At 41.0% G+C, this 15,964-nt stretch carries 13 protein-coding genes and 2 pseudogenes; 10 read left to right on the top strand and 5 right to left on the bottom strand.

The annotated features are described in order from the left end of the window. The first annotated feature begins 102 nt into the window (after window positions 1-102). From N4627_RS08095 to N4627_RS08085, 3 genes are read left to right on the top strand one after another with little or no spacing between them, the layout of a single operon-like run. Window positions 103-1,110 (top strand): relaxase/mobilization nuclease domain-containing protein, encoded by a 1,008-nt coding sequence (locus tag N4627_RS08095; protein ID WP_390893934.1) that lies wholly within the window; start codon window positions 103-105, stop codon window positions 1,108-1,110. Then, a complete protein-coding gene (locus N4627_RS08090) occupies window positions 1,037-1,741 on the top strand; it encodes a hypothetical protein (RefSeq protein ID WP_260965094.1) in 705 nt (234 codons plus the stop codon). The genes N4627_RS08095 and N4627_RS08090 overlap by 74 nt, the downstream gene beginning before the upstream one ends. Beyond that, window positions 1,738-1,995 carry a hypothetical protein gene (locus N4627_RS08085; RefSeq protein WP_098045426.1) on the top strand — a complete coding sequence of 86 codons (258 nt, stop codon included), beginning with the start codon at window positions 1,738-1,740 and terminating at the stop codon, window positions 1,993-1,995. The genes N4627_RS08090 and N4627_RS08085 overlap by 4 nt, the downstream gene beginning before the upstream one ends. Window positions 1,996-2,797: 802 nt before the next feature. Here the strand turns inward: N4627_RS08085 and N4627_RS08080 are convergent. Further along, window positions 2,798-3,829, bottom strand: coding sequence for a YeiH family protein (locus N4627_RS08080; protein WP_152709980.1), 1,032 nt, complete (start codon window positions 3,827-3,829; stop codon window positions 2,798-2,800). 127 nt (window positions 3,830-3,956) lie between these two features. Between N4627_RS08080 and N4627_RS08075 the strand changes: the two genes are divergently transcribed. Then, window positions 3,957-4,832: a LysR family transcriptional regulator gene (locus N4627_RS08075; protein ID WP_260964629.1), complete on the top strand. Its 876-nt coding sequence runs from the start codon at window positions 3,957-3,959 to the stop codon at window positions 4,830-4,832. A gap of 74 nt (window positions 4,833-4,906) precedes the next feature. After that, a pseudogene (locus N4627_RS08070) lies at window positions 4,907-5,356 on the top strand (IS30 family transposase); the annotation flags it as partial. 130 nt (window positions 5,357-5,486) lie between these two features. On the opposite strand, the gene adhP reads toward N4627_RS08070, so the two are convergent. Then, the gene (gene adhP / locus N4627_RS08065; protein WP_260964627.1) at window positions 5,487-6,512 is read right to left on the bottom strand and encodes an alcohol dehydrogenase AdhP; all 1,026 of its coding nucleotides are present in this window, start codon (window positions 6,510-6,512) and stop codon (window positions 5,487-5,489) included. Window positions 6,513-6,668: 156 nt separating this feature from the next. Between adhP and N4627_RS08060 the strand changes: the two are divergent. Next, window positions 6,669-7,576: pseudogene (locus tag N4627_RS08060) on the top strand (IS30 family transposase). Here N4627_RS08060 and N4627_RS08055 read toward each other — a convergent pair. The 3 genes from N4627_RS08055 to N4627_RS08045 are packed head-to-tail and all read right to left on the bottom strand — an operon-like array spanning window position 7,560 to window position 11,170. Then, window positions 7,560-7,925, bottom strand: a complete 366-nt coding sequence (locus tag N4627_RS08055) for a hypothetical protein (protein WP_260964624.1) — start codon at window positions 7,923-7,925, stop codon at window positions 7,560-7,562. The pseudogene N4627_RS08060 and the gene N4627_RS08055 overlap by 17 nt on opposite strands. 15 nt (window positions 7,926-7,940) lie before the next feature. After that, window positions 7,941-8,276, bottom strand: a complete 336-nt coding sequence (locus N4627_RS08050; protein WP_191685047.1) for a hypothetical protein — start codon at window positions 8,274-8,276, stop codon at window positions 7,941-7,943. Window positions 8,277-8,293: 17 nt separating this feature from the next. Next, a complete protein-coding gene (locus tag N4627_RS08045) occupies window positions 8,294-11,170 on the bottom strand; it encodes a hypothetical protein (protein ID WP_260964621.1) in 2,877 nt (958 codons plus the stop codon). Between the two features lie 368 nt (window positions 11,171-11,538). Between N4627_RS08045 and N4627_RS08040 the strand changes: the two genes are divergently transcribed. The 4 genes from N4627_RS08040 (at window position 11,539) to N4627_RS08025 (ending at window position 15,821) form a co-directional block, all read left to right on the top strand. Then, window positions 11,539-12,462, top strand: a complete 924-nt coding sequence (locus tag N4627_RS08040; RefSeq protein ID WP_260964619.1) for an IS30 family transposase — start codon at window positions 11,539-11,541, stop codon at window positions 12,460-12,462. 320 nt (window positions 12,463-12,782) lie between these two features. After that, on the top strand, window positions 12,783-12,992 hold the full coding sequence (locus N4627_RS08035) for a DUF3173 domain-containing protein (protein ID WP_191685045.1): 210 nt from the start codon (window positions 12,783-12,785) through the stop codon (window positions 12,990-12,992). Continuing rightward, window positions 12,985-14,193, top strand: a complete 1,209-nt coding sequence (locus N4627_RS08030) for a tyrosine-type recombinase/integrase (RefSeq protein ID WP_260964613.1) — start codon at window positions 12,985-12,987, stop codon at window positions 14,191-14,193. The genes N4627_RS08035 and N4627_RS08030 overlap by 8 nt, the downstream gene beginning before the upstream one ends. 659 nt (window positions 14,194-14,852) lie before the next feature. Further along, entirely contained in the window at window positions 14,853-15,821 is a 969-nt protein-coding gene (locus tag N4627_RS08025; RefSeq protein ID WP_260964612.1) for an IS30 family transposase, read from the top strand. The last annotated feature ends 143 nt before the right edge of the window (window positions 15,822-15,964 follow it).

Below are 15,964 nucleotides of genomic sequence, written 5' to 3'. Positions count from 1 at the left end.
TATCAAAAGACATCGCGGCGAGTATTAGCGTGTAGCGGGTTCAATATTAAGCTACTGCATGACCAACATGGACATATCGCAAACACACAAAATGGTGCGTATTTGGAAAAGCAATTTAAAGCTAATCTGCAGAAGGCCCATAATCCTAAACGTAAATACCAAGCACAAACATTAATTATCTCTTTTTCACCCGATGAATTTGATACTACTGACCTGAGTGAACAGGCAAACCAAGCTTTAATGCTTGTCAAACATTATGTTCATCAACATTTTGCCGATGCACAATCAGTAATCGCCATTCAGGCTGATGGGGACGGCGGTAAGCTACATGCTCATATTGTATTTAATACCGTAAGACCTAATGGCCGTACAGTACCAACTAACCGCTTTAACATATATAAATTAAGAACCAACTTTGATCATGAAATGATAGCTAACTATCAGCGAGTAACTGGCAATAGTTGGACTAACCCTATATCTAAACAACAGAAACGACAAGATATAGATAATATAGTGACGCGTTCGCAGTGGCAGAAGAGCCTAAAGAAGATAATCAACCAAGTTAAGAATGAGGTTGATTCCCTAAGAGAATTTGTCCACCTATTAGGCACCCAAGGAATTACGATTACTGAGCGCAAGAAAGGGACTGCTTGGACATATCATCAAACCATTAATGGAAAAGAATATAAAGTTCGGGATTTTTATCAACGGGTGAAAAAACAAACCGGTGAGGTGATATCAACACGCGGACTAGGACAGAGCTTTACTAAAAGTAACTTAGAACAATGTTTTGCACAGAAACAGGAGGAGCGAACAAATAATGAACAAAACGAACAACTTGCAAAAATCAAAACCATGGCCGCAGATGCCCGAGCACGATCTCAGCGTCAACAGCAACAATTCAAATTCAATCAACATCAACTCCAAGCCACCAAAATTGAAGAACAGGAACAAAGAGATGGACTTAAAACTCGACAAACTCATAGAAGACAAAGCCAGTCACGACGACTTGAAGAGCTTAGCCGACAAAAAAGACGTGCAAAAATTGCACGACGACTTGCTACAGCAAAAGCAAAGTCTCACAAAACAGCTTCAGGACCAGACCTCTAAGGTGACACAGACTGTCACAGATGCGCACGATATTGGTTATGGTGATGGCTTGGGCAAGCGCGTTGATGCTCTTAGTCAAAAATATGATGGATTAGAAACTAACATTAATCTTAGGGAAAATCGTTTAGATCAAAAGACTCAGCAGTATATCGCTAAACTGGCTGACCTGAATCAGATTGGTCGATATTTACAAACTTATACCAAGACAATTAATCAGCAACAAGTACCAGTAATGCGTCAACTAATTTTAGCGATGCAACAAGGTATCACGATTGATACTTCTAATGTGACTAAATCGGTGTACCAAGAGTTCCAAGCCTTAACCGGCCATACTATCCAGGAGGTTATCAAAACGGCAGTTAGTGATGGTTTTAAAAAGGACCGTCATATCGCACAAAAGGCCAGCGAGTCGGCGCAATTATCGGCAGATGTGGCCGAAAATGCGGTTACCAAACTCGAACAAAGTATTCATAAACTTAAGTGGCTATCATACTTTTTAATCGTGGAAGCCATGCTCGCAATCTTATTAGTGACAGTAGTACCAGGTGGCTGGGCAAAATTTTTTGTCATGTGCTTCGTAATCTTACTAATGTACGGTTTAGATCGGAAATTAATTAGGGAGGAAAAATGAGTTTCAACGTGGACAGTTTCTCTGATGCAAAATTAGATGAACTCTTAACCAGAGTTACTAAAATTCCTGAATGGGAACTTAAAAATACACAATCAGAACGTGAAAATAAACGGATACGTCAAATACAGATACATCTGAAAATGATTAGGCAAGTGGAAAAGCAAGAACAACGTCAAAAATTAAGGCAACGAACTAAAAATACGAATTCTTCTTCAAGTAAAAATCGTAATAATGATAATGACCTAGGACTATAAAAAGGCCCAACAAAGTGTTGAGCCATTATTATGAAATTACTTTAAAGAATAACTCAACAGAAAAAACCGCCCAGCTCGAAAGCTGAACGGTTGGTCAAGGTTGCTAATCCATGCTATAATATAACCAGCTAAAGTTTGAATATTATATTCAACAATTGGGCTGATAGATTAGCGGATAAAGCGCCCTTGTTCTAGTGTACTGCAATACACCACCAGCGAGGCGCAACCAAGAAATTCCGTAATAATCTCACGGCCTTTCATAAAGGTTTGCGTGCATTGGTGGTTACCAGTGCACTTTTTTATTATAGCAATTTTTGAAGTGCAAGGTCAATCGCTTCAGGGAGTAAGTAACAGCGAATCAAAACATCGCAAGCTTCCGGACCAGCAGTCAGTGGGTCGAAATCTGTGCTAAGCGCAGATTTCGCTTCTCGTAAAAGTTCCCAATTAGAAACCAAGTTTTGCTCAGCTTTGATTTGGTCGAAGGTGTACGAGCCAGAACCGTTGCCCGTGACAGAGTCCTCAGTAAAGAGTTTGTCCTCAAGGTGGGCACAGAATGTGTCCCTATTTTCCTTTATCCTAACTGATAAGGATTTTCGTGAATAATGCTCTTCTAAGTAATTAATCACATCCCTAAATTTATGTGGGAATCAGTAGCCAAACGGATCGAAACGTTACGCGCTCAAATTATTGCTAAATTAGATGCTCAATTTACGGAGTTGAAGTCAGATAATGACGCATGATTTAAACAAAACCGCCGCCTTCCGGGAGTTGGAAGACGGCGGTTTTAGCGTTTAATTACGGATTAAAAGAAGGTCTTGGACAAAGTTGCGACCAGGATCAAGAGCAACACCGAAGAAATTCCGGCGGCCACGAGGGCGATCTTGCCGCGGGTGAAGAGCACGGAGAAGTTCACGTTCATCCCCAAGGCGGCCATTGCCATCCCTAGGAGCAGGTAGGCTAATTTGACCAGACTTGGTACCAACGCGGCCAGGCCCGGGATAAAGGTGCCGGCCACGCTGGCCAGGATAAAGCCGAGCATGAACCACGGAATCGGCACCGGCTGCTTTTCACCGGTCGGGTTGGCTTGCCGGGTCGCCTTTTGGTACCAGATCCCGACTAAGATCGCGACTGGGGCCAAGAGCAGGATCCGCGAAAGCTTGGTGATGATCGCCGTATCAAGGCTGACCGGGCCCCCGGCGCTCCCAGCGGCGACGGCGTGGGCGATTTCGTGCAGGCTGCCCCCGGTCATCACCCCAAATTGCAGGGCGGTCATGTGCAAGAGTGGCTTGAGCCCGATTTCGATCAGGGTAAAGAGTGTCCCGAGGATCGCCACGATCGCTACGGCAACCACCTCATTTTCCTGGTGGCGCAACTTGGTGGCTGGATCGTCATCGCTGGTTAATTGCGATGAAATCCCCATCACAGCGGCGGCCCCGCAGATCCCGGTCCCGCTGGCGGTCAGGATCGCTAAGTGGCGGTCGACCCCGAAGCGGCGGGCGAGCTGGTAGGTGACTAAAATCGTGAAGGTCACGACCACGACGGCCAGGGCAATCGTCTTGATCCCGGCTTGGGCCAGGGCAATCAAATTGAGCTTAAAGCCCAGCAGGATGATTCCGAGACGCAGGAACTTGTTGGCAATCAGGCCAATTCCCGGCCGGCTGTAATCCAGGACCGGGCGACCAACTTGCATCACCATCCCTAACAAGAGGGCGATCACTAAGGCACCAATCACCTTGAGGTAGGGGAGGGTGGCCAGGTAGCTGCCGGCCAGCGAACAAATTAAGGTTAAGAGCGCGGCGCAAGCAAAGGGCCAGCTAAATATCTTCTTGAGCATTTCACTTTCTCCTTTCCGAATTGACATCCGGATTTTTTTACATTCTTAATGTACCATGCTAGACTGATAAATAAAAATTATGATTTCTTTCTTGTAAGTTAGTTTTCCTTATGAAAGGGGCAGGGCGATGGAAAATTTACTGGACCACCGGTTGACGACCTTAATGGTGGTGGCGCAGACCGGCTCGTTGACCGCCGCCGCTCAGCAGCTCTTTATCACCCAGCCGGCCGTCTCCCAGCAGCTGGCCAGCCTGGAGGCCGATCTAGATGTCCCGCTGTTGGTCCACCACGGGCGCCGGGTCAAGCTAACGCCGGCGGCCACGGAACTAGTGGCCTACGCTAAACGGCTCGGGCAGGACAATCAGGCGGTCTTAAAGCGGCTCCGCTTGGCCCAGACCCCGCCGTTGCGCTTGGGGGCGACCCGCTCGCTGGGGGCCTTTTTACTGCCGCAGCTGCTGGCCAAGGTGATCGCGGCCGGCTACCAGCTGGAAGTGACGATTGAAAATACCGCTGTCCTGTCCCAGCAGCTGCTCGCCGGTCAATTAGATGCGGCCTTGATCGAGGGTAATTATTCGCGGCAGGACTTTGCCACCGCCCCGTTGGGCAGTGCGCCCTTTATCGGCGTGACCGCCCAGGCCGAGGCGCCAGCGACATTGCCAGCCTTGCTTGACCAGCTTTTGATCGTCCGCGAAGCCGGCTCGGGGACCCGCGAGATTTTGACGACCTGGCTGGCGGCGCACAACGCCCAGCTGAGTGATTTTCGCCAGACCTTAGCCTTAAGCAGCCCGACGGCGATCATTGAATTACTTAAGCAGGGGGTCGGGATCAGCTTTATGTACCGGGCCCTGGTGGCCAACGAATTGGCCCGGGGCGATTTGTTTGAATTGCCGCTGGCCGGCTTTCCGCTCGAGCATCCCTTGAATTTGATCTACTTAAAGGAAAGCTCCTTTGCCGCCGAATTTAGTCCCCTGGTGGCGATCGCCCGGGAAATGCTGGGAAATTAAGTTCTGGTTAAGCTTGGGGACCAACGGTGGTCAGGTCCGGTTGCGTTCGGTAAGCTAGAACTATTTATAGAAGGGGGCAATTTGATGTTGCAGACACGGTGGTTGACGTTTGGGGTGGCTTGGCTGATTTTGTGGAGCGTAAGAGTCGCCTGACAATTGTTAAACGGCTCCATGGCCGCGGCAGTCAGTCCATGACTCAAGCCGTACTTGAACTAGCTAATCAACTTCAAGACAAGCTCAAGACGCTTACCGTGGATCATGGTAAAGAGTTCGCTAACTATCAGACAATTGAACGGCAAACTGGTACTCCGGTTTATTTTGCCCATGCTTATTCACCACATGAACGCGGTAGTAATGAGAACCGTAACCGAGTTTTGCGACGATTTATTCCCAAGGGACAAGCTATTGAAGAGATTTGTGATGATGAGTTGATTCAGATTAACTGGTATTTGAACTCACGGCCACTCAAATGTTTGAACTGGCGAACACCAATTGAGATCTTCTTGCTTAATCTACGTCACTAAATTTGTTCAAGTTATTTATTGCAATCTGCCATATATAAAAAGACATTTGCAAGGCTTTCGTCATGCAAATGTCTTAATTATTTATACTGGATGTTTTCAAAAACAAGGGAGATTAACGTTGAAATCAAATTTAGTTAGCGCCGTTTGTAAAGTCGACAACCATCCGACCAATGATCTTGCCGGCTTTCATTTCGTCAACAATGTCATTGATTTCACTTAACTTCCGGGTGTGAACGATTGGGTCGATTCCACCATCAGCAGTTAATTGGAAGGCCTCGGCGAGATCTTGACGGGTACCAACAAGTGAACCAACAATTTCGATACCATCAAGGACAGTCTTTGAAATTGGAACATCAATGTTGCCCTTTGGAAGTGAAACGGCAACAACCTTACCGCCAGCCTTAACTGAAGCAAGTGCTTGATCGTAACAGATTGGAGCAGTAGCGGTAACAACAGCAGCTTGAGCGCCACCGATCTTATCTTGGATTTCCTTTGCTGGGTCAACCTTTGAAGAATTGATAACGAAGTCCGCACCAACTTCCTTGGCTGATTGAAGCTTTTCATCACTAATATCAACAGCGATTACGTGAGCCTTGAAGACATTCTTAGCCCATTGAACACCGAGGTTTCCAAGACCACCGGCACCATAAATAACGATCCATTGTCCTGGGCGAATTTCACTAGTCTTGATGGCCTTGTAAGTAGTAACACCGGCGCAGGTTACTGAAGTTGCCTTAACTGGATCCAAGTTTTCAGGAACTTTAACAGCATAGTCAGCTTCAACGATACAATATTCAGCCATTGCACCATCAACGGTGTATCCAGCATTCTTAACTTCACGACAAAGTGATTCGTTACCGCTGACACAGTATTCACAGTGACCACAGCCAGAGAAGAACCAAGCAACTGATACTCGATCGCCAACTTTAAGGCTAGTAACTCCTGGAGCAACCTTAACTACTCGACCAACACCTTCGTGACCAGTAATCCGACCAGGAACTTTACCGAAATCACCAGAAGCAACGTGTAAGTCGGTGTGGCAAAGACCACAGTATTCCATCTTAACTAAAGCTTCACCGGCTTTAAGGTCACGTAAATCAACATCTTTAACATCAAAGTAGCCATCACAGGCATCACGTACTACAGCAGCTTTCATAATTGACATCTCCTATATTCTAATCAATAGACATTTTCTTTAGGAGTTTCAAATATATTTGATTTCCTGAACACTTTTACTATAGTCTTTGGCCTGTACCTTTGCAAGCGGTTTCTTAAAATACAAACGTTTGCACAATAAATTTTTTTTTGGCAGATTTTATCATTCCAGAACCGTGTTGTTATTGAAACGCTTCATAGTGAAGGACGTTCCTTGCAATACATCGCTAACTACTTAGGCTTTAGTAAGACCACCATCTTTAACGAACTTCACCGGCTAAATAGTGAGTACCAGGCTGAGCTAGCACAAACTGATTTTGAACAAAAGGTTAGTCAACGGGGGCGGAAGTCTTCGCTCACTAAAAACCTTAAACACTTGGTTGAGGAAAAGATTCAAGTCCGGAAGTGGTCCCCTGAACAAGTTGCCCATGTGGTGGGGATTGCCTACAAGACGGTCTGTAACTGGATTGATCAAGGATGGCTTGATGTACAGCTACCCGATTTGCCTGATCATGGAATTCGTCGTCATCGTGCTAAAAAAAGCGTGGTACGTTCAGTCACGGCTGCTCAATTGAGGAGCGTCCTCATAAAGTCGAAACTCGCCAGGAATTCGGCCACTTTGAAGCTGATACCGTACTTTCTGGCAAACGTAAAAGTCAAGCTGTGGTACTTTTGTGGAGCGTAAGAGTCGCCTGACAATTGTTAAACGGCTCCATGGCCGCGGCAGTCAGTCCATGACTCAAGCCGTACTTGAACTAGCTAATCAACTTCAAGACAAGCTCAAGACGCTTACCGTGGATCATGGTAAAGAGTTCGCTAACTATCAGACAATTGAACGGCAAACTGGTACTCCGGTTTATTTTGCCCATGCTTATTCACCACATGAACGCGGTAGTAATGAGAACCGTAACCGAGTTTTGCGGATTTATTCCCAAGGGACAAGCTATTGAAGAGCTGAGCGGTCGCCAGCTGGTTCAAATCAATTGGTATCTGAATTCCCGGCCACTTAAATGTCTTAACTGGCGCACACCAATCGAGATCTTCCTGCTTAATTTACGTCATTAAATTCGTTCAAGTTATTTCTTGCAATCTGCCTTTTAAATTTAGACGGATTCATCAATCGGTCCAAAGATTCAAAGTATTCACCAACATATCGGGCATTAAATTGTATCATCTCACCAGCAACCAATTGACCTAACTTAGCTATCTTGTTGGTATAGCTGATACAAGTCTTCTCTCCAGCATATTCAAAAAGCCCCGTATCAGTGTTTTGGTAATTAATATTTGAAAGCATAATCATGGGTTTCCAAATATAATGTTCCTCATTTGTTGACCATACGCTATCCAAACAATAACCTTGAACTATTGCACGAAACGTGAATCGTTGGTTGAAATTTGAAAGATTTAATTTCATTGCTTTGCTCCTTTTTTAATATACTTTTTTAATTCCGATAGCATCACCATACATATGTGCTAAAGCATCAATACGTTTTTCAGGTGGCAAATTGTAAAATGCATCATATTCATTCTTGCTTACCGCAAATTTAGAACACATTGATTTAATTTCATTTCTTGTAATATAGGCATTAGACTTACCATCCCATAATTCACCCAACTTTCCATATAACTCATCAGTTTTATAACGGATTTTAAATGTCTTAACAGTAATATCGGGTTCCGAATCACGGAATACATGTCCCAGATAATAGTGCAATTTCATCATTTCAGTAATTGCTTCATTCAATTTGTATAAGTTTGAATTCATAATTAAAGGTCTCCTTTTTAAATTAGATTAGATTCGTGTAGCAAAACATAGTTGGGTAATACCTTAACGTGATTCTTTTGAATCCGACGAATAGTTGCACTAAATGACTGTAACTGCGGAAGTTCACGTTCTTCGGTTCCGCGCATATATACCCAACCATGGTCATGAAATATTTGGATTATTAATCCGTAAGAATTTTTAATATCAAGATTATTTCGTGCTACATAGAAAGACCAGTTGCGGTAGACTTCTGTCCCTCTATGCAAGTAACTATCACCTTTCTTATCCTTTTTATTAACCTTCCAAAACTTCATAGGCTTATATCCTTTTTGAAGTTCGGTAAAGAATCGCAGAAAGAAAGGCGCATATTCGGCCGAGTACCAAACGCCATATTTTAAAACATCACGTCCTGGTTGCCATAATCGATTAAATTCGTCTTCTGAGTTATACGGTCTAGTTTCCCAGTACACAAACTGTCCCGATTGATGGTAGTTGATTGGTACTTGAGCCATATCAAATGAGAAATATAAATCTGTCGTTTGATTCCACGAGGTTTGTAAATGTTGGAATTTTTCCTCGTGTCGCATCGCCGTAATTCCAGTAATTTGATGGTTGACAACGTTAATTGTGGAACGTCCTTGATCAAGATACTTATTAAAGACTTGTTTAGGCGTAATTTTAGTTAATCCAACCATTGCACTTAACTGATTATCACGACTAAAAGTTAATCGAGTTCGTAAGTTCGCTGTTTCCTGGTCGGTACCGTCTTTTCTTTTAATGTATTTACCATCAAAATAGTTATGAACCATATCGTGATACCAAGGATTTTCTTTAGCCGTAATTTGGTCCATTGATTGAATAATTTCATCAATTTTTAGTGGCTTTTTGGTCCACGTTAGACAACCATCCGTTACATTGTTAAGAAATACTGCCTTAGGGTCAATTTTCCAAATTGCTCGTTGCAAGGTAATAATGTGTAACCGCGTAATAGACGTAAATTGGATAGCCTTTAGCGGATTAGTAATTCTACTAAACGGTACATAATACGGACGACCGTTGTTATAGTCGGGGCTGGTTTTCTTTTTCAATCCCTCAGCTGTTACCCCGTAGCACTGGTTCACAACGTTCTTGTTCATCTTGTCTTCGGGACTACCATGCACACACTGTTCTCGACGCTTTTGAAAAATGTCCTGAATATGACCTTCTTGACTTATCCCGTCAAGAGTTCCTAGAATAATTCGCGATTGTCTAACAAAACTCAATCGATGTGTAAAGACTTTTGCCCCGCAAGACCATGCTGTATAAGCATCAGTATAAGATAAAGTTACTTCATGAATTTTCCTAAAATAACGTGGACCTTCATTAACATTTTTAGGCGTTATCACAAATCCTTTGTAGTCTGAGGGATATTCAATATCAAAAATCCCCACACCAACCGTATAAGGACCGTTTATTTTTTCGGCAGCCTTCACAATACGACTAAACTGATTTGCTGCTAAATTGTGAAATTCCTTGAACTTTACAGCACCCAGGCCTGGTGCTATATCAGGAAGTAAATGTCCAGCTTCAGAATAAGCAGAACTAATATCCCAATCTCGCTTTTCTCCACCTTGAGGAATAATACCGGTGTAGATCACAATGTTATATCCACCGTTATAAGCATTAACAGCGTCATTAAACATTCTGTTTAAGGGAACGTCTATTTTGTTAGTCATATCATGAACTAGATGTTTATGACTCTTATCAGAACTTATATCAGTCCTAGGGAAGCAATAACCTTTACGAATCTTGTCAAAATCAAGATGTTCATTCAACCATCTTTTCAGGTCGTCTGAGGTTGGGTTGGCATGTAATTCATTGAAATGATAGTCACGAACTACTTTTCCCTTTTCGGTCTTGATTTCTGGTTTGCAAATGGTTCTTAAGAAACTTTCAAAATCTTTATCATTGTTTGTTCGTTGCTTCAATTGGCTAAGTAATTTAACTACTTCATCGACAATCCAATCGGAAGATTTCGCATTTTGACAACCAATGATGGAACCAACAATACTACCTAAGCTTGGTTTAAGTTGCAGTGGTTTAAAGTCGCCGAATCCATCATCAGTTAACTGCTTTTGAAACTGCAAAATGAAAGTTCCATATAGGGCAGTCACCACCACATCTTCTAAAGCATAATTTACAAAATCAGACTGACGATTTTCCCATAATTTTGTCATATGTGCCTTATAGTAACCTTTAGGGCAGCCATCTTGTTGGTCCCATTTTTCAGTATCAATCTTAGGGACACCGATTAGTTTACCTAGTCCAGCTAAATTCTCTTTTCCAGGTGCTAACTTAGTCATATCACGGATTACCAACTTATCATTTTTAGTAATACTTACAGCATTACGGTTTTCATCTGAGATACGCAATTTAAGAGGTTGGCTAGTAAAAACCGTATTACTATGAATAGCAACAATTTTGCTAGTATCTTTCTTACTTTTGGTATTTTCAGTTAGAATCTTTTCGTAATCCTGAAAAACACTAAGGTCAACGCCACCCCAAAAAGTCCAAAGTTCAATAGTTAATTTCTTAAGTTCCCTAACTTCTTTATATTTACCAATCTTCCATAAATATTTTTTGAGTAGTTTTATTACATCACTAAAACGAAAGGCCGAATCATCAGGGTCACGTTTCATAAAATATAAAGTTGGACTACGATTTCGATAGTTAAACCCAAGCTGAATTGAAATAATATCTTTAAGGCGACGTTGATTAACATTTATTAATTCACCACCAATTGAAATATTATTTCGACTTCCCGATTGATATTCAGAATCAAAAGCAACAATAACTTTATTGATATCCTCACCAGGTAAAGTCCAATTACTAAAAGGTTTTTCCTTAATAAACATGTAGTATTCTCCTTTTATAAAAAACAAAAAGTCGCTTAACTAGCAAGAATTTGCTAATCTAGCGACTTAATATAGAAATATATAATTAAATATAAATACCAGTTAAAGCTAACTAATATTCACATAAATATAGATAAGCACAACTTTGTTGTGCTATACGGAGTAAACAGAATAGCCGTATAAATATTGAAATGGACATAAGTTCAATACGTATTAATAAAACAGGGCAACAACGTTGCCCTTTATTCGTTATTAAGAAATGTTAATGGCAGATTGTAAAATTTAAGTTGAACATTTTAGTGGACAGAAAAACCCATAAAGGTCTTTAATGGTGTCGTCACAACATTCCATTAGAAAGAAGGACCTTTATGGGCACCACTATTTTATCATTTGAAGACCGCATTGTCATCGAAACGCTTCGTCATGAAAATCGATCTCTTCGATATATCGCTGATTACCTGGGCTTTAGTAAGACTACTATCTTTAATGAAATTCACCGGTTAAAGGGTGAATACCATGCGACTAGTGCGCAAGCCGACCACGAAACTAAACTTAGTTATCGTGGCCGGAAATGCTTATTAACGGTTAACCTCAAACGACTAATCGAAGAAAAGATCAAGGTTCAAAAATGGTCAATTGAACAAGTAGCCCATGTGGTTATGATTGCCTATAAGACTATCTATAACTGGGTTGATCAAGGCCTCTTAGAGATTAGCTTAGCTGACTTACCAGATCATGGTATTCGCCGTAAGCGGGCTAAAGAAACTCGTGGTACTTTTAGTCATGGTCGTTCGATTGAAGATCGTCCAGCTGAAGCTTCTGATCGTAATATTGCAGGCCATTTTGAAGCTGATACAGTTTTATCTGGTAAGCGCAAAGGTCAAGCAGTAGCTACGTTTGTCGAACGCAAGAGTCGCCTTACTATCGTTAAACGGCTTGATGGACGAGATAGCACTTCAATGACTAAGGCTATCCTTGAGTTAACTAATCAATTAGGAACTAATCTCAAGACACTGACGGTTGATCACGGGAAAGAGTTCGCCAACTACCAATCAATTGAGAAAAATACCGGCGTGCCGTTGTACTTTGCACATGCTTATTCTCCGCATGAACGTGGTAGTAATGAGAATCGTAATCGAGTGTTACGGCGATTTATTCCTAAGGGTCAGCCAATTGAAGAGATTAGTGATGATGAATTGATTCAGATTAACTGGTATCTGAATTCACGGCCTCTCAAATGTTTGAACTGGCGAACTCCAATTGAGATCTTTTTGCTTAATCTGCGTCATTAAATTTGTTCAAGTTATTTATTGCAATCTGCCAAAATTATAAAACCACTAATTGATAAGCGCTATCCAGTTCCTGCCAGTGAATATCTAAGAGTAGGGTATGTCATGGAAGTAAATCATGATAAATATCCTGACTCAAAGATGTATAAACAAGAAATAGTTGATCGGTATGACGATTGGTGTAATACCAATGCATATAATAAAAAGAGCACTGCAACCGACCAAAGTAATACAGAGCCCTAAATACAATCAACCAATTATATAAATTGATATTACTAGTATTGTCTCATGATTTATTTCTAAAAGAAAGGAGCATCGCATAAATGGGAAAGCAAACCGTTAATTATAAAGATTTAATGTCAATCGGCTTCAAGGAACATCAGGCTCGCGATATTATTCATCATGCCAAAATTGAACTTGTTAATAAAGGCTTTGCTCTTTATAATGGGAAACGAATTGGGGTAGTTCCGACTAGGGCCGTTGAAAATATTATTGGGTTTCATTTATATGAAGACAGTGATCAAGATGGCTAAAACTAAATATCCTAATGTTTATCTTGATAACAAAGGCCAGTATTATTACTTAGTCGAACTAGGTCATGACCTAATAACTGGTCGAAGAATTCAGAAAAAAGGACGACGTGATGCTCAACATAATAAATTTGCTTCTGCGCATGAGGCGTATAAAGAAGCCGTCAGAATAAAGAATGAGTACCAAGAAAGAAATGGCTTTGCTAATTATAGTTTGACATATGATGACTTCTTAGATGATTTCTATATTCCATCTTATAAGTCTGATGTTGAGAATAGTACATTCAAAAGTCGCCAAAGCACTTTTAAGCACTTAAAAAAGTGGTTTGGTGCTAAAAAGCTACGAGATATTAGGGCTACTGATTGCGAAAAGTTTCGGGTGTTTCTTCTAGGTAAAAGTGGTTATTCTCAAGGCTTTGCGAGTTTAATTTATTGTATGTTCCGTAATACCTTGGATTACGCTGTTCGGATGGATTTTTTAATTAAAAATCCATCGCGTAGGACGAAGACCATTAACAAAGGAAAAAGTACTGTAGCTTTTTGGACAAAATCAGAATTTGAAAAGGTTTTGTCAGTAATTTACACCAAAGATTACTATCAACATATGTGCTTTGTTATCCTGTACTTATACTTTACATGTGGCATGCGTGTGAGTGAGGGATTGGCATTAACATATGATGATATAGACTTTGAACACCACAGACTGAAAATTCATAAGACGTTAGAGATGAAGAATAAAAACGATTATGAACTTAAGCCGTATACTAAAACAATTAACGGAATTCGTACAATATCATTGGATAACGATACTATTCGGATTCTTAAAAATTGGAAGAAAGACCAGGAAAAACATGGTGTGCATAATTTCATTATGTCGTATGATGATACACCAATGAGCCGGACAACAATACCATTAATTGTAAAGAGGTTTGCTAAATTAGCAGGTGTTAAACCCATTCAAGCGAAGGGATTACGGCATAGTAGTGTCAGCTATTTGATTAATGAATTCAATGCGGATGTTTTGACAATTTCCAGGCGCTTGGGGCATTCAAGCCCTGAGATTACGTTAAAGTATTATGCGCATCTTTGGCCTCGTAATGATGAAACTATTGCGGACAAAATGGAAGGAAATATTAATTTTAAGTCAGCAACAAAAAACCAACTTAATTTTACTGGAAATCAAAATATTCATTCTGTAAAATAAGGTTCCCTACCAAAATCCTACCAAAGTTAATTTGCAATAGCTAAAAGCCCCGTTTTAACGGGGTTTCTTTTAGGGCATTATCCCTTGAGTACGAATAATTCGACTATTGCGCTAGGAGAAGGAATCCCAATATGACGGCATTTGTCGGAACCATACTAATTCAAAAATAAGCAAAAATCGGGTTGTTCCCTACCAAAATAGTAGTCAAAAGGTACCTTATGGTTCTAATTAGATACCAAACGCTAGCTTATAGAGACTATTTAGATATTTTTGCTTACTTTTATTGAAAAGTAAGTGACTGTTGTCCTACTTATCATCATTTGATAAGTGGGGCATTTTTTGTTTCTTTTTTGTTGCCGGCGAATTTACAATTCAAAAACTGCGTAAAAAGTAGACCCTTGAAATCGCTGATTATAAGCGGAATGTGAGGATGATTAAAAAACGTTCTTATTGGGGAATGCCACAATCTTATCCAGTTGCGTAATTAAATAGCGACAAGTAGTTTTGAATGCTACTTGCCGCTTTTTTCGTGCTTTAAATCATGTTTCTGAATTAATTGAATTGTCTTAATCGCCGTTTGTAAAATTAAGTTAGAAAAATAAAAAAGCCATTTGTGATAGACTTTTGAGTATCCCTAATCAAAAGAAAGACAATCACAAATGACCTATAAACATCTTACCACACGTGAATTAACCCTCATAGCTGATTTTTGGTATCAAGGTACAAAAGCTTACCAGGCTGCTAAACTACTTAAACGAAGCCAGAAAACGATTTACCGTATTTACCGTTTCCTGGATACTGGTAAAACAATTGAACAATATCTTAAAGCCTACCAACGTAATAAGCAACGTTGTGGCCGTAAGCGTACTCAGCTGTCCAAAAACGAGATTAGCTATATCAATGAGCAGGTTAAAGTTGGCTGGACGCCGGATACGATCGTTGGCCGGGTAGAACGAACAATTAGCTGTAGTAGGCGAACCCTTTATCGAATGTTTGCTCGCGAACAATATAATTTCAATGTCCTCCAATTACCGATGAAGGGGAAACGACACCCAAATGGCTATGTCGAACGTCGTGGTAAGGCGGGGCATCTCGGTCGTAGTATTTACCAGGGATATCAAGATTCCCCTCACTACCAACACGAATTTGGCCACTTTGAAGCAGATACAGTGCAAGGGAAAGCCCATCATGGTGCGGTAATGACGCTAGTTGAGCGACAATCTAAAGTGATGATCGTCCTTAATGTTCATCGTAAGACGGATGAAGCAATCAATTACCACTTAGATAAATGGCTTTCTAGAATGCCTCGTCATTTTGTTAAGTCAATCACTTTTGATAATGGTAAAGAGTTTGCCGGCTGGCGTGAGATTGCCAATAAGCATGATCTTCACACTTACTTTGCGGAGGTTGGAGCGCCTAATCAACGGGGATTGAATGAGAATAATAATGGTATTTTACGCCGTGATGGTCTCAGTAAACGCTTAGACTTTCGTAATTTACCAGATGAACTAATTACTCAACTAATGCATCGAAGAAACAATATTCCACGAAAGTCACTTAATTACCACACACCACTTGAAGAATTCTTAAGTCATGTCACCGATAAACAGCTCTCAACTTTTTTCTAATTTAAATTGACATTTCGGGAAACATTATTTCTAGTACCACAATATATGAAAAGAGAGCAGTGAGATTGCGTCTCACTACTCTCAATCGCGAACTTGAATAATTTTAGTGTTTGAAAAGAGATTAGCCTTTGCGGTTAGTCTCT

The organism is Limosilactobacillus vaginalis, from assembly GCF_025311515.1.
GTDB classification, from domain to species: Bacteria; Bacillota; Bacilli; order Lactobacillales; family Lactobacillaceae; genus Limosilactobacillus; species Limosilactobacillus vaginalis.
Note: the sequence above shows the minus strand (reverse complement) of the source record. Positions and strands in the feature narration are given on the sequence as shown.